The 19,460-nt window shown below is 70.5% G+C and carries 18 protein-coding genes; 8 read left to right on the top strand and 10 right to left on the bottom strand.

Annotated elements, in window-relative coordinates; translation table 11 throughout:
* Positions 1–3: 3 nt before the first annotated feature.
* The 3 genes from L1280_RS14585 to gatC all read right to left on the bottom strand — a co-directional run bounded on the left by L1280_RS14585 (position 4) and on the right by gatC (position 2,722).
* Positions 4–582 (bottom strand): hypothetical protein, encoded by a 579-nt coding sequence (locus L1280_RS14585; protein WP_253583038.1) that lies wholly within the window; start codon positions 580–582, stop codon positions 4–6.
* Positions 583–1,115: 533 nt separating this feature from the next.
* Complete coding sequence (serS, locus tag L1280_RS14580) at positions 1,116–2,408, bottom strand: serine--tRNA ligase (protein WP_253583036.1); 1,293 nt, start codon at positions 2,406–2,408, stop codon at positions 1,116–1,118.
* Entirely contained in the window at positions 2,408–2,722 is a 315-nt protein-coding gene (gene gatC, locus L1280_RS14575) for an Asp-tRNA(Asn)/Glu-tRNA(Gln) amidotransferase subunit GatC (RefSeq protein ID WP_253583033.1), read from the bottom strand. The genes serS and gatC overlap by 1 nt, the downstream gene beginning before the upstream one ends.
* Before the next feature lie 57 nt (positions 2,723–2,779).
* Between gatC and L1280_RS14570 the strand changes: the two genes are divergently transcribed.
* The 6 genes from L1280_RS14570 (at position 2,780) to L1280_RS14545 (ending at position 8,137) form a co-directional block, all read left to right on the top strand.
* Positions 2,780–3,862 carry a protease complex subunit PrcB family protein gene (locus L1280_RS14570; RefSeq protein WP_253583031.1) on the top strand — a complete coding sequence of 361 codons (1,083 nt, stop codon included), beginning with the start codon at positions 2,780–2,782 and terminating at the stop codon, positions 3,860–3,862.
* A 150-nt stretch (positions 3,863–4,012) separates the two neighbouring features.
* A complete protein-coding gene (locus L1280_RS14565) occupies positions 4,013–5,233 on the top strand; it encodes a toxic anion resistance protein (protein ID WP_253583029.1) in 1,221 nt (406 codons plus the stop codon).
* Positions 5,230–5,412, top strand: coding sequence for a hypothetical protein (locus tag L1280_RS14560; protein WP_253583026.1), 183 nt, complete (start codon positions 5,230–5,232; stop codon positions 5,410–5,412). The genes L1280_RS14565 and L1280_RS14560 overlap by 4 nt, the downstream gene beginning before the upstream one ends.
* On the top strand, positions 5,409–6,110 hold the full coding sequence (locus tag L1280_RS14555; protein WP_253583025.1) for a uridine kinase: 702 nt from the start codon (positions 5,409–5,411) through the stop codon (positions 6,108–6,110). The genes L1280_RS14560 and L1280_RS14555 overlap by 4 nt, the downstream gene beginning before the upstream one ends.
* A 57-nt stretch (positions 6,111–6,167) precedes the next feature.
* The gene (locus L1280_RS14550; RefSeq protein WP_253583024.1) at positions 6,168–6,824 is read left to right on the top strand and encodes a phosphoribosyltransferase; all 657 of its coding nucleotides are present in this window, start codon (positions 6,168–6,170) and stop codon (positions 6,822–6,824) included.
* Positions 6,825–6,826: 2 nt separating this feature from the next.
* Positions 6,827–8,137, top strand: coding sequence for an erythromycin esterase family protein (locus L1280_RS14545; RefSeq protein WP_253583022.1), 1,311 nt, complete (start codon positions 6,827–6,829; stop codon positions 8,135–8,137).
* A gap of 3 nt (positions 8,138–8,140) precedes the next feature.
* Here L1280_RS14545 and abc-f read toward each other — a convergent pair whose 3' ends face one another.
* Complete coding sequence (abc-f, locus tag L1280_RS14540; protein WP_253583021.1) at positions 8,141–10,018, bottom strand: ribosomal protection-like ABC-F family protein; 1,878 nt, start codon at positions 10,016–10,018, stop codon at positions 8,141–8,143.
* A 91-nt stretch (positions 10,019–10,109) separates the two neighbouring features.
* On the opposite strand from abc-f, the gene L1280_RS14535 reads away from it, so the two are divergent.
* On the top strand, positions 10,110–11,633 hold the full coding sequence (locus tag L1280_RS14535) for a FecR family protein (protein ID WP_253583019.1): 1,524 nt from the start codon (positions 10,110–10,112) through the stop codon (positions 11,631–11,633).
* Positions 11,617–13,098, top strand: coding sequence for a diguanylate cyclase (locus tag L1280_RS14530; RefSeq protein WP_253583017.1), 1,482 nt, complete (start codon positions 11,617–11,619; stop codon positions 13,096–13,098). The genes L1280_RS14535 and L1280_RS14530 overlap by 17 nt, the downstream gene beginning before the upstream one ends.
* A gap of 62 nt (positions 13,099–13,160) precedes the next feature.
* On the opposite strand, the gene L1280_RS14525 is transcribed toward L1280_RS14530, so the two are convergent.
* Genes L1280_RS14525 through nuoI form a run of 6 tightly spaced genes read right to left on the bottom strand, consistent with a single transcriptional unit; the run spans position 13,161 to position 19,444 of the window.
* Complete coding sequence (locus L1280_RS14525) at positions 13,161–14,621, bottom strand: NADH-quinone oxidoreductase subunit N (RefSeq protein ID WP_253583016.1); 1,461 nt, start codon at positions 14,619–14,621, stop codon at positions 13,161–13,163.
* A complete protein-coding gene (locus L1280_RS14520) occupies positions 14,622–16,046 on the bottom strand; it encodes an NADH-quinone oxidoreductase subunit M (RefSeq protein ID WP_253583015.1) in 1,425 nt (474 codons plus the stop codon).
* Positions 16,043–17,959 (bottom strand): NADH-quinone oxidoreductase subunit L, encoded by a 1,917-nt coding sequence (nuoL, locus tag L1280_RS14515; RefSeq protein ID WP_253583063.1) that lies wholly within the window; start codon positions 17,957–17,959, stop codon positions 16,043–16,045. Before nuoL ends, L1280_RS14520 begins: the two co-directional genes overlap by 4 nt.
* A 6-nt stretch (positions 17,960–17,965) precedes the next feature.
* On the bottom strand, positions 17,966–18,268 hold the full coding sequence (gene nuoK, locus L1280_RS14510) for an NADH-quinone oxidoreductase subunit NuoK (protein ID WP_253583061.1): 303 nt from the start codon (positions 18,266–18,268) through the stop codon (positions 17,966–17,968).
* Positions 18,269–18,273: 5 nt separating this feature from the next.
* Positions 18,274–18,861, bottom strand: a complete 588-nt coding sequence (locus L1280_RS14505) for an NADH-quinone oxidoreductase subunit J (RefSeq protein ID WP_253583014.1) — start codon at positions 18,859–18,861, stop codon at positions 18,274–18,276.
* Between the two features lie 43 nt (positions 18,862–18,904).
* The gene (nuoI, locus tag L1280_RS14500; RefSeq protein WP_104990194.1) at positions 18,905–19,444 is read right to left on the bottom strand and encodes an NADH-quinone oxidoreductase subunit NuoI; all 540 of its coding nucleotides are present in this window, start codon (positions 19,442–19,444) and stop codon (positions 18,905–18,907) included.
* Positions 19,445–19,460 lie beyond the last annotated feature (16 nt).

The following is a 19,460-nucleotide window of genomic DNA, read 5'->3' as shown; positions in this document are numbered from 1 at the left end:
ACCTCAGTCCTGCCGCCACCCGGCGCGGACACCCGGTTCGTTGACGGCCGTACACCATGCCCGGTAGGGCCACCCGGCCGGGGTCGTCCAACGGCTGAGCAGGCGGCCGGAAGCAGAGCGGAACCTGACCGGATCGCGGCTGTACTCGGCCAATTCCTGGTCCTCGCAGGCGGCCACGGCATCGGGGCTGAAGCGGCGCCCCGTGAGGACCGTCAGGAACTCGGCGGCCAAGCGGTGTCCCTGGGGCGACAGGGTGTTGAGTTCGGTATTGACGATGGGACCCGGCCCGGCAGGCAGATAGAGCCGCGCAGTGCTGACCCACCCGGCGGGCCTCACGCCCACATCCAGCGTCCAGCCGTCCCGCAGCCGGTAGCGGCGGAGGGTGCCGTCGAATGCCCCCACGACATCGCGGGCGTTCTCCCGCACCTCCACCAACTCGCACCCCCACGCCCGGCAAAACGCCGTCTGTGCCACGTCGACCCGCTGGCCGAGCCAGGAGGGAGGCGTCGCCACACCGCCAGCGAGAGCCCCACCACCCAGCAACGCACCCAGCGCCAGCACCGACCGCAAGCGCCCTTTCATCTCCGGCAAGCTACACAAAAAAGGGCCAGGCCACCTGATATAAGTTCCGGTTGAACAGTTACAAAAACTGTTCAACCCGAGCGGAGCGAGTGGGAATAAAACAGTTGCCGGGAAAGGAGTTATTGAACCGGCGCCTTCCCGGTTCGATAACGGATTGGACGGCAACCGTATGACCTGACACCGCCGTGATCCTGAGCAAGGCGCAACCGGGGGCGAGAGGGCTTACCTCAGGGCTTGAATCAGGGCCGCCAGCCCACTGAGCACCGCGCCGAACGCCACGAGGATCGCGGCGAATTCAGCAGGCTTCAGTGGCTTCCGGCGGGGGTTTTTGGTACGCTTTTGCTGGTTAGGCAAAGCGACCACCCCCTTTCCGAAGCGCCCGGATCGTGACTCCGGGCGCTTCCACGCTCCGTCTCGTTGTTCCCCCTCGCTTTTCCCCGGTTGTCATGCGCCCCGTCCCTTACCGGACCTGTCAATGGTAAGCGAAAGCCGGAGCCTCCATACCCGCAAACTCCGGCTGCGGTTCCCGCCGATTACGCCGTCGCCACTTCCCGCACGGGGACACCCAGCACCTCACGCCCGCCGAGGTAAGGGCGCAGGGCGGCGGGCACGCGCACCGTCCCGTCGGCCTGCTGGTGGTTTTCAAGCAGCGGTACCAGGATGCGCGGCGAGGCGATGCCGGTGTTGTTCAGCGTGTGGGCGTACACCAGCCGTCCCGACTCGTCGCGGTAGCGCAGGCCGGTGCGGCGGGCCTGCCAGTCGCCCAGGTACGAGCAGGAGTGCGTCTCGCGGTACTTCTCCTCGCTGGGCACCCAGGTTTCGAGGTCGTACATCAGCACCTTGCCCGCGCCCATGTCGCCCGTGCAGTTCTGCACGACCCGGTAGGGCAGCTCCAACGCCCGCAAGAGCGCCTCGGCGTTTTCCAGAATGCGGGCGAACCAGCCCAGCGCTTCTTCCTCGTCGGCCCGCGTCATCACGTACTGCTCGACCTTGCGGAACTCGTGGACGCGAATCAGCCCGCGCACGTCGCGCCCCGCCGACCCGGCCTCCGAGCGGAAGGCGGCGCTGATGGCGGCGTAGGCGATGGGGAGTTGGTCGCCCGAGAGCTGCTCGCCCGCGTACAGGCTGTTGACCGGCACCTCGGCGGTTCCGGCCAGCATCAGCTCGTCACCTTCCACCTTGTAGACCTGATCCTCGCCGCCAGGGAAGTGACCCGACCCCACGAACGTCTCGGGGCGCACCAGCGCGGTGGTCGAAAGGGGCGTGAGGCCGCGCCCGCGCAGGAAGTCCATGGCGAACATCAGCACGGCCATTTCCAGCATCACCGCGTCGCCCTTGAGGAGATACGAGCGGCTCCCGGACACCCGCGCCACCCGCTCGGGGTCGCTCCACCCCTGGCGCTCCAGCAACTCGACGTGGTCGAGGGGGGTGAAGGCGAACTCGGGCACCTGTCCCTCGCGGCGCAGCTCCACGTTCTCCGAATCGTCCTTACCGACTGGAACGGACGGGTGGGGCAGGTTGGGTACCCGCAGCAGCAGCCCGCGCAGCCGCTCCTCGGCTCCGCGCAGTTCCGGTTCCAACGCCTTCAACTCTTCCCCGAGGTCCTTGCCCTTCTGAATCAGGGCCGGGCGCTCGTCGGGGGACGCCTTGGGGACGAGCTTGGCGTTCGCGTTGCGCTCGGTCTGGAGGGCCTCGACGCGCTGGCGCGAGGCGACGACCTCCCGGTCGAGGTTCAGCAGCTCGCCCAGGTCGAGGGCGACCCCCTTCACCTCGATGGCGTGGCGAACGGCTTCGGGGTTTTCGCGGATGAATTTGAGGTCCAACATCAGTCGGTCTCCACTGTACGCGGGACTCGGACGAAGCCGCCCTCCATCTCGGGGGCGAGGGTCGCCACGACCTCCGGCGCGAAGACTTCACCGGGCACGTCGTCGCGCAGGACGTTGACGAGGGTGACGGGGCGCTGCATCTCCTCCACTCCGGCGGTGTCCACCGCCCGGAGTTGCTCGAAGTAGCCCAGGATGCGGCCGAGGTCGCCGCGCAGGGCTTCCTGTTCCTGGGGGGTGAGGTCCAGCCGCGCGAGGCGGGCGAGGTGCCCCACCTCCCCTGCGTCCAGCGGCGCCGAGCTGACGGGATCAATCATGAACGCGAGTATACGGGCGCTCATGCACGGTCAGCGGCCACGGGCGAGGCTGGAGCCATGACCCGGACCTTCCTCCTGTCTCTGGCCCTGGGCGCGGGTACCCTCGCCGCCGCGCAGAGTGTCAACGCCATTCCCGCCACGCCGCTGAGCGCCCCTACGCAGACAGCCCCGGTGCAGACCCAGACCGCGCCGGAACGCGCCGCCACCTACCCATCGGGCTACACCACCGAGCAGCTTCAGGCGGCGCAGCGGGCGCTGGCAGGGCTGCCCGGCCTGAGTGCGCTGGAACTCGACCCCACCCAGGGCCGCGTGCGCGTGACGGTGGGCACCGCCGTGCAGCGGGTCGCGGTGCTGCAACGGCTGACGCAGGCCGGATTGCCCACGGGTGTGGTGACCTTTGCCCCCAACGCGCCGGGAGCGACGGGCACGGTGACCGAGACGCCGACGCCGGAAGCTCCGGCCAACGACCGCGTCTACCCTTCCGGCTACCGTCTCTCGCAGTTGCAGCAGGCCCAGTCTCTGCTCACTGGTCTTTCCAGTCTCTCGACCGTGGGGGTGAGCGACCGGGGCGTCGTGGAGGTCAACTTCAATCTCTCGGCGACCGACCGCGCCGAAGTGCAGCGCCGCCTGAGCGCGGCGGGACTGCCTGCGGGCATCGTGACGTTCACCGCACCCACGACAAACATCACCACCCCCAGCGTCACCCCCACCCCCGGAGGCCGCGTGAGCGTCACCGAACTCGCCAGCGGCACCAACGCCGCCGTGAACACCCCCGCCGTGCAGGTTGCCAGCACCCAGGCCGCGCTGAATGCCCTGTACCGCGTCGCCTACGGCAACCAGACGGGAACGCCCGCCGTGCCCGCCCTGCGCTCCGGTGAAACGGTGGTCGGCGTCTTCCTGGGGCAGCGGCCCACCGGGGGGTACGGCGTCCAGGTCACGGGCGCCAGCGTTCAGAACGGTGTCCTCACCCTGACGGTGGACATCCGCGCTCCGGGGCCGGGCGCGATCACCACCCAGGCCCTCACCAGCCCCTGGACGTTGGTGCGCGTGCCGGGCACCTTCACCCGCGTGCAACTTGTGAACGTGGCCGGACAGCCGGTCCAACTCGGCACGGGCACCGGCGGCGGCCAGACCCGCTGATCCCCGTCTCCTCCTCCCCCACCCCACCCGCCCCGGCGCGTGGGGTTTTTTGCTGGCGGCTGGAAGCGGGCGGATGAACACTGGCGGCTGGCCCCTCCTCCACCTTTCCCCCGACGCAACCCCCCGCCCACTTCCGGCGTACTGTGGGACATGAGTGCTGACAAGCCCGGCCCCCTGACCCCGCCCGACGCCCTGCTGCAAGCGCCCGAGGCGGTGGCCCCGGTGAAGGCGCAGGAGGCTCCGGAGATGGTGCCTCTCTCGGCCGAGGACCGCACCCGGCTCGACGCGATGGCGCGGGCCTTTGTGGAGGACGTGCTGCACGTCGGAACGCATAGCCCCGACTTCAAGCGTAAGCTCGACGCGGTGCATGACCTCGGCGTGCCGGAGCAGCGGGCGGCGGCGCAGGTGTCCAGCCGGATGCTGGAGCGGCCCCTGCGGGCGACCAAGGCAGGCTCGCTCGCCGAGGGCAGCGACATCCTGAAGGGCCTGACCGACCTGCGGCGCACGGTGGAAGACCTCGACCCCGGCCGCACGCCCACCGCGCGGGGCTTTCTGCGCAAGCTGCCGGGCGGGCGCAAGGCCGTGAACGCGATGGACCGCTACCAGAGCGCCCAGAGCCACCTCAACGCGATTCTGGAAACGCTCTACCGCTCGCAGGACGAGCTGCGGCGCGACAACGCCAGCATCGAGACGGAAAAGGTCCACCTCTGGGAAACCATGCAGAAACTGCGCCAGTACGCCCACGTGGGGACGGCGGTGGACGAGGCGCTCACCACGCGGCTGCACACCCTGGAGCAGACCGACCCCGAAAAGGCCCGCGTGGTGCGCGAGGAGCTGCTGTTCGCGGTGCGGCAGCGGGTGACGGACCTGCTCACGCAACTCGCGGTGGCGATCCAGGGCTACCTCGCCCTCGACCTCGTGCGGCGCAACAACCTTGAACTGATCAAGGGGGTGGACCGGGCGACCACCACGACGGTGAGTGCGCTGCGGACCGCCATCATGGTCGCGCAGGCGCTGGGGACCCAGCAGGCGGTGCTGGGGCAGGTCACGGCGATCAACGACACCACCGGCAAGATGATCGGGTCGACCGCCAGCCTGCTGCGCCAGCAGTCCACCGAGATTCAGCGGCAGGCGGGCAGCGCGACGGTGGACCCGCAGGTCATCCAGAACGCCTTCCGCGAGGTCTATGGGGCGCTCGACGCCATCAGCACCTACCGCACCCAGGCCCTCGACCGCTTCCGCGACACCATCCAGGTGCTGGGGCGTGAAGTCTCGCAGGCCCAGACCTACCTCGACCGCGAGCGCCAGACGGCCGCGCGGGACGTGGCGCAGGGGCTGAACGTGACGGAGAAGGGCGACCTGAAGTTGTGAGGGACCGCTGGAAGCTTGCCCTGGTCCTGCTGATCTTGATTCTCGGCATCGTGAGGGCCTCGGAAACGTTCAACGACTGGCAGGCGGGCGAGTCCTGGGTCTTCAATGCGGTGCTGAGCGTGGTGTACCTGATCGGAGCTGGAGTCATGATCTGGCGTGAAAGCCGGGGGCGGGGGTGAACATCCGCACCGAACTGCTGCGCCGTCTGGCTGACCGCTTGGAAGCCCAGCCCCCCGCCCCCGTCCTGCGCGTGGCCGTGGACGGCGTGGACGGCGCGGGCAAGACGACCTTCGCGGACGAGCTGGCCGAAGTTCTGCAGGCGAGAGGCCAAACCGTCATTCGAGCCTCGATAGACGGCTTTCACGCTCCCAGGGCCGTGCGCTACCGCCGGGGGCGCACCTCGCCGGAGGGGTTTTACCGGGATTCCTACGACCTTGCGGGACTGCGGTCGGCACTGCTGGACCCGCTGGGGCCGGGTGGGTCGGGGCGCTACCGAACGGCGATCTTCGACCACACCACCGACTCACCCGTGCATCAATCGGAGGAGGTCGCCCCTCCCGGCAGCCTCCTGATTCTCGACGGCCTCTTTCTGCATCGCCCAGAACTGCGGGACGTGTGGGACGACTCGGTCTTCCTGCGCGTCCCCTTCGGGGTGTCGGTGCCGCGTGGGGCGGCGCGGGGGCCGGGGTACGGTTCGCCCGACCCTCACGCGGAGTCCAACCGGCGCTACGTGGAGGGGAATCGCCTGTATTTCCGCGAGGCCGACCCGGAGGGGCACGCGGGCGTGGTGGTGGACAACACCGATCTGGCCGCGCCCTTCTTCGTGCGGCTCTCACCTGTGGGCATTCCGGGTGAGGGCACTGCCCCAGCCGGGTAAAGCGAGTCGGGGTGGCGAGGACCGGGCCGCCTGTCCAGAATCGGGGCGAGGTCCGACATGTCCTATCCCCTTTTCCTGAACCGCCGGGACGCGGGCGAGCAGCTCGCCGCCCGGCTGCGCGAGCGGGGTCCCTGGCCGGACGCCACCGTGCTGGCCCTCCCGCGTGGGGGCGTCCCCGTGGGCGCGGAGGTGGCGCGGGCGTTGGGGGCTCCGCTCGACGTGTTTCTGGTCCGCAAACTGGGTGTGCCCGGTTACGAGGAGGTGGCGATGGGCGCGGTCGCCTCCGGGGGCGTGCGCTACCTGAATGGCGACCTGATTCGCCGCGCGGGGGTCAGGCCGGACGCGATTGAGGCGGTCGAGGCCCGCGAACGCGCCGAACTCGCCCGGCGGGAGCAGGTGTACCGGGAGGGCCGAACTCCCGTTCCCGTCACCGGTCGCACCGTGATCCTCGTGGACGACGGCATCGCGACCGGGGCGACCCTGCGGGCGGGCTTGCAGGCGCTGCGTGCCCTCTCCCCCACCCGCGTCGTCGTGGCCGTGCCCGTCGCCCCACCCGAGACGGCCCGCGCTCTGGAAGCTGAGGCCGACGAGGTGGTCTGCCTCCACACCCCGCCCGACTTCATGGCGGTGGGGCAGTTCTATCGCGACTTCGCCCAGACGACCGACGACGAGGTGCGCGAGGCCCTGACCCGCGCCGCCCGCCCCCAGGAGTGACCATGACCGACCCTCTCCAAACCGCCGCCCGGCCGCTGACCGGCGCCTCCCACGACTACGACGCTCTGCTGGAGCGCATCGGGGAGGCCCGCTTCGTCCTGATCGGGGAAGCCTCGCACGGCACCCACGAGTTCTACCGCGAGCGGGCACGGCTGACCCGGCGGCTGATCGAGGAGAAGGGCTTTACCGCCGTCGCCGCAGAAGCCGACTGGCCCGACGCCTACCGGGTGGGCCGCTGGGTGCGCGGCCAAGGGGACGACGGGAACGCAATAGAGGCCCTGAGCGACTTCACCCGCTTCCCCCGCTGGATGTGGCGCAACGAGGATATGGCCGGGTTCGCCCGCTGGCTGCGCGATCACAACGCGCGACACCCAGGACGGGAGGCGGGCTTCTACGGTCTCGATCTCTACAGCCTGCACCGCTCGGTCGCGGAAGTGGTGCGCTATCTGGAAGGGGTGGACCCCGAGGCGGCGGGCCGCGCCCGGAGGCGCTACGCCTGCTTCGACCACTTCGGGGACAACCCGCAGGCCTACGGGTACGCCACCGAATACGGCCGCCAGGAACCCTGCGAGGACGCCGCCGTTGCGCAACTCCTCGAACTCCAGCGCCGCGGGCCGGACCCCGCTCACGGGCCGCTGGGGGGCGACGAACTTTTCTACGCCGAGCAGAATGCCCGCCTCGCCAAGAACGCCGAGAGCTACTACCGCTCCATGTTCCGGGGCCGCGAGGAATCGTGGAACATCCGCGACTCGCATATGGCGGAGACATTGGGGGCGCTGGTCGAACTCGGTGAAGCGCAGGGGCGACCGCAGAAGGTCGTCGTTTGGGCGCACAACTCGCACTTGGGGGATGCCCGCGCGAGCGAGATGGGGTGGGCGCGGGGCGAGCACAACCTCGGGCAGCTCGTGCGCGAGCGGTGGCCCCTTGAAACCTTCATCCTTGGGCAGACCACCCACCACGGCCACGTGACCGCCTCGGACGACTGGGACGAACCCGCCCGCACCAAGCGGGTGCGGCCCGGCATAAAGGGCAGCCTGGAAGAGCGGCTGCACGCGGTCGGCGGCGACTTCTGGCTGGACCTGCGGGCGCCGGACGTGGCCGACGTGCTGGACGAGGAGCAACTTCAGCGCTTCATCGGCGTGATCTACCGCCCCGAGACCGAGCGCTGGAGCCACTACGTCCACACCCGCCCGGCGCGGATGTACGACGCCCTCCTGCACTTTGACCGGACGACGGCGCTGGTGCCGCTGGACGCGACCTCCGGGGTGGAGGACGAAGGGGAAGTGCCCGACACCTTCCCGGCCGGGCTGTAGGGGTCAGCCTCCCCGCGCCTCCACCTCGGCCTGCTTCTCGCCCCAGGCGGTCATCTTCGCCTCCAGTCGGACTTCCAGGTCGTGCGCGGCCTGCCCCAGCGCCACGAAATCGGCGTCGGGGGCGGCGGCGGCGAGGGCAGCCTGGGCCTCCTCCAAGTCGGCCTCCAGTCGGGCGATGTCGGCTTCGATCGCCTCCACTTCGCGCTTGAGGTGCCATAGGCCCTTGCCCTTCGGAGCGGGTGCAACCCCTGGCTTCGGCGTGGGTTTGGATTCCTCCACCACAGCGGGTCGGTGCTTTTCACGGTAATCGGCCCAGCCGGGGTACTCGTAGAAGTGCCCGTCTTCGATCAACCAGATGCGGTCGGCCAGGCCCTCGATAAAGGCGCGGTCGTGGCTCACCATGAGGAGGGTGCCGGAGTAGGCCGTGAGCGCGTCCTCCAGCGCCTCGACCATCTCCATGTCGAGGTGGTTGGTCGGCTCGTCGAGGACGAGGAGGTTGTGGTCCTCCTGCGCGAGCTTGAGGAGGGCCAGCCGCGCCCGCTCGCCGCCCGAGAGGATGCGGGCCTGCTTGTCGTGCTGGTCGTAGGGAAAGAGGAAGGTGCCCAGCAGGTTGTGGGCCTCGAAGTCCTTTTGCACGTACTCGCGGGCCACGTCATAGAGGGTCTGGGAGGGGTCCACCCCGCGCAGCGCCTGATCGTAGTAGCCCACGCTGACGCGGGCACCCGTCAGCACCCGGCCGCGCGGGTCGTCGGAGGGGTCCATGCCCAGCAAGGCCCGCAGCAGGGTGGTCTTCCCTGCCCCGTTGCGCCCGATGATCGCCACCCGGTCGCCCCGGCGAAGCTGCACATTCACGTCCTCGAACAGGGTACGGCCCCCCAAGCGGCGGGTGAGGTGCCGGGCGTCGAGCACCACGTCGCCGCTCTCGGGCGCGTGGAAGGTGATGCGGGTGGTGCGTTCCTCGGGGGGCGGGGCGCTCGTGGCGCGGGCCTGCATCCGGTCCACGCGGGCCTGCATCGCCTTGGCGCGGCGGGCGAGCTTGCTCATCCCCAGGCCCCAGATTTTCATGCGGTCGGCGCTGGCCTGGAGGGAGGCGATCTGCCGAGCGTCCTGCGCGTGCTGCGCGGCCTGCTGCTCCTGTTCGGCGGCCAGCGTCTCGCGGAAGGTGGTGTAGCCGCCCTTGTACACGCTCAGCCCACCGCTGCGCAGGTAAGCCGTTTCATTGGTCACGGCGTCGAGGAAGGCGCGGTCGTGGCTGATGACCAGCACCGCGCCGGGGTAGCGCGAGAGGAAGCCCTCCAGCCACTCCACCATCACGATGTCGAGGTGGTTGGTCGGCTCGTCGAGGAGCAGCACGTCGGGGTTTTCCACCAGCAGCGCGGCCAGGCCCAGGCGGGTGCGCTCGCCGCCGGACAGCCCCACCACCGGGTCGTGTTCACGGCCCCGGAAGCCGAAGGCCAGGGTGACGGCTTCCTTGCGGCTGCGGCGCTCGAATCCGCCCCGTCGGACGTAGTGCTCCAGCACGGCCTCGTGGTGCAGGACGCTTTCAGGGGTGCCGCTCGCCATCGCCTCTGCCGCCTCACTCAGCTCGGCCTCCAGCGCGTCGAGGTCGTGGAAGGCAGCTTCCAGCACGCTGTCCACAGTCGCCTCCGGCGGAAAGGTGGGATCTTGCTGAAGCGCACGCACGCGCACCCCCGGTGCCCGGCGCACGGTGCCGCCGTCGGGCCGGGCCTCGCCGGTCAGTAGGCGCAGCAAGGTGCTCTTGCCCGCCCCGTTGCGGCCCACCAACCCCACCCGGTCACCGGGCTGCACGGCGAAGGTGATCTCCGACAGCACGGTGAGGGGGCCGTATTCCTTGGTGGCGTCCTGCAAGGCGACAAGCACGGCGGGCAGTATAGGGCGGGCTTCCCACGGGCGCGGTCCTTCGTGGTGTTTTGCCGGGTGCCCGGCGGAGGTGACCCGGTAGACTGGCCGGGTGAGTCTGCCACCCGTGCCCCGCCCCTCCCTGCCTCTCCGCACGGCCCTGCTCGCGGCGCTGCTGGGACCGGCGGCGGACGCGGCTTCCGGCCCCTCCCCCCTCGTCAAGGCCGAGCAGCTTCAGGGCCGTGCCGAAACGCTGACCGGTGGGCGATGGGTGCCCCTGCGGGTACCCGCGACGGTCACGGCAGGCCTGCGGACAGGGGGCGACGGCGCGGTGTGGACCACCCTTCGCAATGGGACGACGGGGAAACTGCTTCTCGGCCCGGCTTCGCGGCTGCGGGTGACGGGCGGGCGGGCCGAGCTTCAGGAGGGCCGCTTCCTGCTGCTGGGGCCGCTGAACCTGACCGCGCTGGGGCAACCCTTGACGCTGGACGCGGGGGCGCAGGCACGCGCCGACCTGGGCGTGGGGGGCCTTAAGCGGGTCGCGGTGCTGGCGGGTGGGGCGCGGGTGACGGTCGCGGGCAAGGCCACGCGGCTAAAGGCCGGGCAGGCCGTCGCGCTGGGCACGGGCCGGGTGACCGCCTTCCGGGAGGAGGAGGCCCCCTGGTACGCCCCCCGGCTGACGGGCACCGGACGGGCCAGCGTGCAGGCCACGCGCGGCCCGGTGTACGTCACGGCGGGCGGCACGCGCACGGTCGCGCGGGTGGGGACGGCGCTGGAGCCCGGCACCCGGCTGAGCACCGGGGCGGGCGCCTGGGCCGAGGTGGGCTTCCTGGGCGGCGGGTACCTGCGGCTTCAGGAGAACAGCGAGCTGACGGCCACGCCGGGGCCGGAGGCGGGCACGACCACCCTGGGCCTGCTGCGGGGGCAGGCTTGGAACGTGGTCCGCAGCGGGGCGGGGCAACCCGCGCTGGTGGGGAGCGGGTTGCGGGGCAGCGCCTTTGCGGTGGGGGTCACCGGCCTGCGGAAGACCTTCGGGGTGTTCGCGGCGGCGACTGGGAATGCGGCGACCCCCCTGCCCAACGCGGCACTGGACGCGCAGGCGCAGACGCCCCTCGTCCTGCGGCTGGACCCGGTGAGCAGCCCGGCGCGGTCCCTGACCCTGGGAGTGACCACCCAGCCCGGCGCCACCGTGAGTGCCGTGGTGGGAAGCCGGGTGCTGGCGCTCGCACCCGTGGCCGGGCAGCCGGGCCGCTTCCAGCTCTCCGGGGGCAGCCTCCCCGAGGGCGAGGCGCGGGTGGAGGTCCGGGCCGACTGGCGCGGGCAGCGGCGCACCCGGCGGGTCACGATCGTCGTGGACCGCACGCCGCCTGGCCTCGCCGGGCTGCGGGCCGAGCGCGAGGGGAGGCTGCTGCGCGTGACAGGCACCCTGCGCGACCTCGGCACCGCCCAGAGCCGCGCCGGACGCCTCACGCTCACGCTGCGGCTGGGCACCGAGACCCAGACCCGCCGGGTGGCCGTGGGGCCGTCCGGGGTGGCGGTGATAGACCTCCCCCTCCCCGCCCCACCGGACGGCACCCCGGTGCGGGTCACCGTGCGCGACGAGGCCGGAAACGAGGCGTATGCGGTCCTTCCCTGAGCGCGGCCGGGGAGGCGGGGAACGGCCCCTCTCCCGACTGACGGTTCCTGCTGCCGCGCTGCTGGGGCTGGGGGTGGGGCTGCTCTTTCCGCAGAACGGGCGGCTGTGGGACAGCCTCAACCGCGCCCTCCCCGCGCCCCCGGACGGGCGGGTGGTGGTCGTGGGGGTGGACGACACCTCGCTGCGCGACTACGGCCCCCCCACCGTCTGGCCCCCCGAGCTGTACGCGCAGGCCCTGAATACGCTGGATCAGGCGGGCGTGCAGACGGTGGGCCTGGACCCCCGGCTCTCGGCGCTGGCGCGGACGCCGGACCTCGCCTGGGTGTTCGCCCGACCCAACGTGGTCCTGTCGAGCACGCCCGGCGAACCGCTCGCACCCCTGGAAGGCCAGCGCCTTCCCACCGGCGTGGTGACCCTGGACCCCGACGCGAGTGGGGTGGTACGGCGCTTCCGGACAGCCTACCCCGACCCCTCGGGCGAGTTGCTGCCCAGCTTCTCGCGCCAGCTCGCCGTGAGCGCGGGGCAGACGGTGCCGCTTGACCCCCAGCCCCGGCTGCTGCGGCAGTTTCGGCGTGACGCCAGCCGCCTCGCCGCCATCCCCTTCCGGGACGTGGTGAACGGCAACGTGCGCTTCGGAGACCTCCAGGGGCGGGTGGTGATCCTGGGGGTCACGGCCGCCAGCGAGCCGGACACCACCCTGCTCGACCCCGCCGGACAGCCCACTCCGTTGCCCGTGCTGCAGGCCCAGGCCGTGTCCACCCTGCTCGCGCCGCCCCCCACCCGGCTGCCGGGCTGGCTGGTCGTCCTGCTCGCGGTCGCGGCGGCGGCACTGGCCGCGTGGCTGGGCGGGCTGTGGGGCTTCAGCATCGCGCTGGGCACGCTGGGGCTGGCGGCCCCGCTGTGGCTGGTCAACCTGTGGTTCCCCGGCGTGACCGTCTCGGTCGCCGCGATTCTGGGCATGGCGCTCGTCGCGCTGGAACGCTGGTGGACCCTCCGGACGCTGGGCACCCGCGATCCGCTCACCGGCATGGGCAACCGCCTCGCCTTTACCCGCGCCGTCGAGCACCGCTGGCCGGGCCGCGCCGGGCGCCCGCTGGGGCTGCTGCTGGTGGACCTCAGCGGGTTCCGGGCCGTGAACGAGAAGTACGGGCGCGGCGCCGGGGACGAGGTGCTGCGGGACCTCGCCGCCCGCCTCCAGGCCCAGAAGCGCCGGGGCGACCTCGTCTTCCGCTGGGGACCCGACGAGTTCGCCGTGCTGCTCGACAACGTCGGTCCTGCCGAGATCGGCATTCTCTCGGACAACCTGACCGCCTCGCTGGACGGCCTGAGCTACCGCGACCTCCCCCTGCGGGCCTCGGTGGGGGCGGCGACCACCAGCCCGGAGACCTCCACCCCCGCCGATCTGCTGGAAGCGGCCAGCCGCAGCCGCTACCGGATGAAGTACGGGCAGGCGCAGCGGGAGTAGACGCCAATATAAGGAAGAGGAGCGAAGGCATCTGCTTTCGCTCCTTCCTCTTGGTGACTTCCTTACCTCCCCGCCAGCAGCTCCCAGATCGCCGGGTCCGCCACCCAGCCGTACCACAGGTTGGGCAGCAGCCCCAGCACGGTGATTCCGGCGACGCCCAGCGCCACCGTCAGGTTGGTCGCCGGGCGCTGGCCGTGCGCGTACTCGCGGGCGGGGGTGCGGTCGGGCATGAACAGCAGCATGGCCGGGCGCAGGTAGTACACCAGCGCAGCCACGCTTGCCAGCACCGCGAGAATGCTCAGCCAGACGTACCCGTTCTGGAAGGCCGCCTGGAACGCGAGGTACTTGCCGAAGAAGCCCGCGAAAGGCGGCAGTCCCGCGAGGCTGGCGAGGCACACCGCCAGCGCGATGGCGTAGCCGGGGTGCCGGTAGTACAGTCCGCGCAGGTCGTTAATCTCCATGCCCGCTTCCGTCCGTTGCAGCGCCGCGACCACCGCCAGCGCCGCCGCCGTCATCAGCGTGTAGATCAGCAGGTAGTAGCCCAGCGCCGCGCCGCCCAGCCCCGGCGTGCCCAGCAGGGTCATCGCCACGAAGCCGGTGTGTGCCACCGCCGAGTACGCCAGCATCCGCTTGAAGTTGTTCTGAAACAGCGAGGCCGCGTTGCCGACAATCAGGGTCGCCGCGATCAGGATCTGCAGCGCCGAGGCCCAGAAGGGCGCGTTATGCAGCGCCCCGCCGAACACGCGCAGCATCCCCGCGAAGGCCGCGACCTTCACCACCGTGCTCAGGAAGAGGCTGACCGAGGTGGGCGCCCCGGAATACACGTCGGGCGTCCACTGATGGAAGGGGGCCAGCGCCACCTTGAACCCGAAGCCCGCCAGCAGCAGCAGCGCCCCGCCCACGAGGAGGCCGAGATTGCCGGGCGTCAGGCCCGCCGTGGCTTCCGCGATGCCCCCGTAGCTCAGGCTGCCCGTCGCCCCGTACACCAGTGCGAGGCCGTAGATCAGGATCGCGCTGCCCACCGACCCCAGCAGGAAGTACTTCAGGCCGGATTCCTCGGCACGGCGCGAGTCCTGCAGGGTCGCCAGCACGTAGCTCGCCAGGCTCATGACCTCCAGCCCGATCAGCATCACGATCAGGTCGCCGGAGAAGGCGATCAGCAGCGTGCCCGTGATCGCGTACATCAGCATCGCGTCGAATTCGGGAAAGCTCACGCGGGCGCGGTAGGCCGTGTCCAGGCTCACCAGCAGGGTCATCACGCTGCCCACCACGATGGTCAGGCCCAGCAGGATGGCGGCGTTGTCGGCTTGCAGGCCGCCGCCGAACGCGGTCGCGGGAAGTTCGCCGGGGCCGCTCCACAGCAGGCCCATCGCCAGGCCGCTGAGAATCAGCAGCGCGAGGTTGATGTAGGTCAGGGTGCGCCGGGGCAGGTGAAAGCCCAGCACCGTGCTGGACACGGCCCCCGCCAGCACCAGCAGGATGGGCAGCAGCGGCGCGAGGGCGATATCAGGGGCCGTGAGCATTCAGCTTCCTCCCAGGGCAGAGAGCACCCCGCGCACGGCGGGTTGAATCAGGTTCAAGGCCGGGGCCGAGTACACCCCGAACAGGACGGCGACGGCCAGCGGGATGCCCAGCACCAGCCACTCGGTCTGCCGCAGGTCCGCGACCCGCACCGACCCCAGCGGGCGCCCCTGCCAGAAGGTCGTCTGGAAGGCCGTCAGCGCGTAGGCGGCGGCGGCGATGGTGGAGAGTCCGGCAATAAAGGCCAGCCACGGCGCGACCTGATAGGCCCCCAGCAGCACGCTGAATTCCCCGATAAAGCCTGCCAGCCCCGGCACCGCGATGGAGGCGAACCACAGCGCCATCGTGAGGCCGCTCAAGGCCCCCGCCTGCGTCATCACGCCGCCCACGCGGGTGTCCACGCTGCCGATGCGCTCCTGCAACATCCCCACACCCAGGAACAGCGCCCCGGTGTACACGTTCTGAAAGGCCAGCAGGTACAGCGCCCCCACGGTGGCCGTCTCGTTCAGGCTGAAAATGCCCAGCCCCACGATGCCCATGTGGGATAAGCCCGCGTAGGCCAGCAGCCGCTTCCAGTTCGTCTGCCGGAAGGCGATCCAGGCCCCGTACAGGGCGGTGAAGGCCGCGAGCGCCATCAGCACCGGGCGCAGTTCCAGCGAGGCTTCTGGGAAGAGGGGCAACGCGAAGGCGAACAGCCCATAGCCGCCCACCTTGTACAGCGTGCCCATCAGGTCGGGGATGCCGCTGGCGTGGTTCTGCTCGTGAAAGTCGGGGAGCCAGGCGTGCAGCGGCCACAGCGGGAGCTTGACCGCCATCGCCGCGAGGAAGCCCAGGTACAGCCACGTCTGCGCGGCGCCCTCCACCGGGTTGGCGACGAGGTCGCGCAGGGCGAAGGTCGGGCTGCCTCCGTAATAGCGCACCCCGATGATGGAGAGCAGCATCAGCAGGCTGCCCAGCAGCGTGTACGCCGCGAACTTGACGAGCGCCCGCATCCGTCCCGGCCCGCCGTAGATCGCCAGCATCAGCAGCGAGGGCAGCAGCGCCGCCTCAAAGAACACGTAGAACAGCACGAGGTCGCGGGCCGCGAACAGGCCCAGCAGCGCCGACTCCATCGCCAGCACCAGCGCGAGCATGGTGCCGGGGTTCTCGATCCGGCGGGCCGCGTAGATCACGGCCACCAGCGTCATCAGCGCGGTGATCAGCGCGAGGGCGAGGCTCGGCCCCGCGAGTTCCACCGAGTAGGTCGCGCCCAGCGCTGGAACCCAGGGGACGCTGGAGAGCGCCGCTCCCCCGTCGCGCCACAGCCACAGGCCCAGGCCCAGGGTGAGCGCGGCGACAAAGCCCGCCACCTCCTCGCGCCACGTGCGCGGCGTGACGAGCAGCAGGAGGGCGCCCAGCAGGGGCAAGAAAATCATCAGGTGAATCACGCGCCGCCTCCAATCGTCCGCAGCGCCCAGTAGCCCAGCAGCAGGGCCGTGCCCAGCAGCATGGACACCGCGTAGGTCCGCACGAAGCCGCTCTGCCAGCGCGAGAACAGCCCGCCGGGGGCCGCGCTGTTGCGGGCCACACCCGACAGCGTGCCGTCCACGCCCCGGTCCACCGCGTCCAGCCCGGCGGCGAGCGCCCGGCTCGGGGCCGCGACCAGCCCGTCATACACCCGGTCGAGGTACAGCGCGTTCGTGCTCGCCGCCCCCAGTGGCCCGGAGGCCAGGTTGCGGCGGCGGTGCTCGGAGTAAGCCCACAGCAGCCCACCCACCCCGGCGGCCACGGCCAGGATCGTCAGCAGCCACTCGGTCGCCACCGGAATCTCGTGGGCGTGAACCGGAATCGCCCGGCCCAGGTAATCGTCGAAAGCGTGGCTGCCCCCCAGAAAGGTCGGCACGTTGAGGAAGCCGATCAGGGTGGCTCCCGCCGCCAGGATGCCCAGCGGCACCTTCATCAGGCCATCGGCCTCGTGGGGGTGCGCCACGTTGCCCCGGTATTCGCCGCGCCACACCAGGAAGTACCAGCGGCCCATGTAGTAGGCGGTCAGGAAGGCCACGCCCAGCCCGATCACGTAGAGCCCCGGACTCGCTTCAAAGGCGGAGACCAGAATCGCGTCCTTGGAGAAAAAGCCGCTCCAGATGGGAATCCCGGCAATCGCCAGCACGCCCATCAGCGCGGTGATATGCGTGAAGGGCATGAACTTGTGCATCCCGCCCATGCGCCGCACGTCCTGCTCCTCGTGCAGCGCGTGAATCACCGCGCCCGCCGAGAGGAACAGCAAGGCCTTGAAAAAGGCGTGCGTCAGCAGGTGGAACACGCCCGCCGAGTACGCGTGCAGGCCCACGGCCATGAACATGTACCCGAGCTGCGAGACGGTGGAGTACGCCAGAATCTTCTTGATGTCGTGCTGGTTGAGCGCCGAGAGTGCCCCGTACAGCGCGGTCAGGCCACCGACCCAGGCCACCCAGGTGGACGCATTCGGCGCGAGGTCGTACAGGAAGTGGCTGCGGGCGATCAGGTACACGCCCGCCGTGACCATCGTGGCCGCGTGGATCAGCGCGGAGACCGGCGTGGGACCCGCCATCGCGTCGGGCAGCCAGGTCGTCAGCGGCAACTGGCCCGACTTGCCCACCGCGCCCACCAGCAGGAAGAGGCAGGCGAGTTCGATTCCAGCCACCGCGACCTGTGCTCCCTCCACCCGCTGCGCCAGCTCGGGAATCACCAGCGTGCCGTACAGCTTGTAGATCAGGAACATCCCCAGCATGAAGCCGAGGTCCCCGATGCGGTTCATGATGAAGGCCTTGCGGGCGGCGTTGGAGTTCGCCACGCCCTCGCGGTCGCTGGCCTCGCGCACATCCTTCTGGGACGCCTCCGAGTTGCGCCCCGAGAACCAGAACCCGATCAGGAGGTAGGAGGCCATGCCCACCCCCTCCCAGCCCACGAACATCAAAGGGTAGGAGTCGGCCAGCACCAGAATCAGCATCATCGCCACGAAGAAGTTCAGGAACGCGAAGAAGCGCGTGAACGCCCGGTCGTGGCCCATGTAGCTCACCGAGTACAGGTGAATCAGGAAGCCCACGCCCGTGATGATCAGGGCCATCAGCGCGGAGAGCTGGTCGTACCAGAAACCGACCGCCAAGTTCGCGTTGAGTGCCATATTGGGCAGCCACGTCCACAGCACCTCGCGGGCGGGCTCGTCGCCCTGACCGAGGTAGCGCATCACGGCGATGACGAAGCTCGCCAGCACCGTGCCGGACGCGAGCCAGCCGCCCGCCTTGCCGGGAAAGAGGCGGGGAAAGAGCATCAGCAGCGCGAAGCCGATCAGGGGCAGCAGGGGAAGCAGATACAGGGGCACGCGCACTCAGCCTCTCAGGCCAGCAAGCTCGTCCACGTTGGTGGTCTCGCGCTTGCGGAAGATGGCGACGATGATGGCGAGGCCGATGGCGACCTCGGCGGCGGCCAGCGTCATCACGATGAAAACGGCCGTCTGCCCGGCGAGGTCGCCCCACGACCGGGCAAAGGCCACCAGCGCGAGGTTGGCGGCGTTCAGCATCAGCTCGACACTGAGGAAGATCATGATCGCCGTGCGGCGGGTCAGCACCCCGATCATCCCGATGGCGAAGAGCAGCCCCGAGAGGGCCACGTAGTAGGCGGTCGGTGCCAGGTCCATCAGGCCCTCACCCCGCCTTCGGGCGCGGTGCGTTCGGGCGCCTCGCCGGGCAGGGCCACGCCCTCGGCATCGGTCAGCCCGTCGGGCTGGGGCACGGGCCGCTTGACCAGCGCCACCGACCCCACGATGGCGACCAGCAGCAGGATGCTCACCGCCTCGAAGGGCAGCAGGAAGCGCGTCAGCAACGTCTCGCCCACCGCGCCCGCCGTGCCGCCGCGCAGCACCGCTGCGCTTTCAGCGAGGGGCCGGGGATCGCGGTAGGAGAAAGCGATAATCGCCAGCGCTCCCGCCAGAATCACCCCGCCGAGGCCCGCCAGTTCGCGCACGAAGGGTACCGGGTCGCGCCCGGTGATGGGCTGGTTGGCGCCCAGCAGCATGATCACGAAGAGAAACAGCACCAGGATCGCCCCGGCGTACACGATGACCTGCACCGCCGCCAGAAAGGACGCGCTGAGGCTGGCGAAGAGCCCCGCCACGCTCAGCAGGGTGCCCACCAGCCCCAACGCCGCGTGAACGGCGTTGCGGGCCGCGACCGTAATCACCGCGCCGACGAGGGCGAGCGCCCCCAGGAGGATGAAGGCGATCATGGCTGCCCCCCGGCCGGAGTGAAGTTGAGGTTCGTTGCCTGCGTCATGTCGGGTACTCCACCCCTTCCAGTTCCTTGCGGGCGCCGCCCTCCACCCGGAAGCCCCGGCGCAGGGGCTTGCCGGTGCGGGCAGCCTCGCGGCGCTGCGGCAAGGAGCCGTCCACGCCGACGAGCATGTCTTCCTTGCCGTACACGAGGTCGCGGTAGCGGTAGTCGGCCATCTCGAACTCGTTGCCCAGCACCACCGCCCCCGTCGGGCAGGCTTCCTCGCACAGCCCGCAGAAGATGCAGCGCAGCATGTTGATCTCGTAGACCTTCGCGTAGCGCTCGCCGGGGCTGGTGGGGTTGAGGGGATCATTCTCGGCCGCCTCCACGTAGATCGCGTAGGCGGGGCAGACGGCGGCGCACAGCGAGCAGCCGATGCACTTTTCCAGCCCCGTGCCGGGGTGCCGGGTCAGCACGTGCCGTCCCCGGAAGCGCGGCTGGAGGGTGGCCCGCTCCTCCGGGTAGCTCACGGTCACGGGCTTCTGAAACAGCTTGCCCAGGGTCACGCCCATGCCCTTGGCGATGTCGAGCACGCTCATGGCTTCCTCCTCCTTC

Origin of the sequence: Deinococcus sp. HSC-46F16 (assembly GCF_024171495.1) — a bacterium.
In the GTDB taxonomy this organism is placed as follows: Bacteria; Deinococcota; Deinococci; order Deinococcales; family Deinococcaceae; genus Deinococcus.
The sequence above is the reverse complement of the archived record's forward strand: the minus strand, read 5'-3'. Positions and strand labels throughout refer to the sequence as shown.

Bases quoted from the DNA above. Each gene is read 5' to 3' on its own strand.
- L1280_RS14585 (WP_253583038.1), bottom strand. From the start codon at position 582: ATGAAAGGGCGCTTGCGGTCGGTGCTGGCGCTGGGTGCGTTGCTGGGT.
- serS (WP_253583036.1), bottom strand. From the start codon at position 2,408: ATGTTGGACCTCAAATTCATCCGCGAAAACCCCGAAGCCGTTCGCCAC.
- gatC (WP_253583033.1), bottom strand. From the start codon at position 2,722: ATGATTGATCCCGTCAGCTCGGCGCCGCTGGACGCAGGGGAGGTGGGG.
- L1280_RS14570 (WP_253583031.1), top strand. From the start codon at position 2,780: ATGACCCGGACCTTCCTCCTGTCTCTGGCCCTGGGCGCGGGTACCCTC.
- L1280_RS14565 (WP_253583029.1), top strand. From the start codon at position 4,013: ATGAGTGCTGACAAGCCCGGCCCCCTGACCCCGCCCGACGCCCTGCTG.
- L1280_RS14550 (WP_253583024.1), top strand. From the start codon at position 6,168: ATGTCCTATCCCCTTTTCCTGAACCGCCGGGACGCGGGCGAGCAGCTC.
- L1280_RS14545 (WP_253583022.1), top strand. From the start codon at position 6,827: ATGACCGACCCTCTCCAAACCGCCGCCCGGCCGCTGACCGGCGCCTCC.
- L1280_RS14530 (WP_253583017.1), top strand. From the start codon at position 11,617: ATGCGGTCCTTCCCTGAGCGCGGCCGGGGAGGCGGGGAACGGCCCCTC.
- L1280_RS14525 (WP_253583016.1), bottom strand. From the start codon at position 14,621: ATGCTCACGGCCCCTGATATCGCCCTCGCGCCGCTGCTGCCCATCCTG.
- L1280_RS14505 (WP_253583014.1), bottom strand. From the start codon at position 18,861: ATGATCGCCTTCATCCTCCTGGGGGCGCTCGCCCTCGTCGGCGCGGTG.
- nuoI (WP_104990194.1), bottom strand. From the start codon at position 19,444: ATGAGCGTGCTCGACATCGCCAAGGGCATGGGCGTGACCCTGGGCAAG.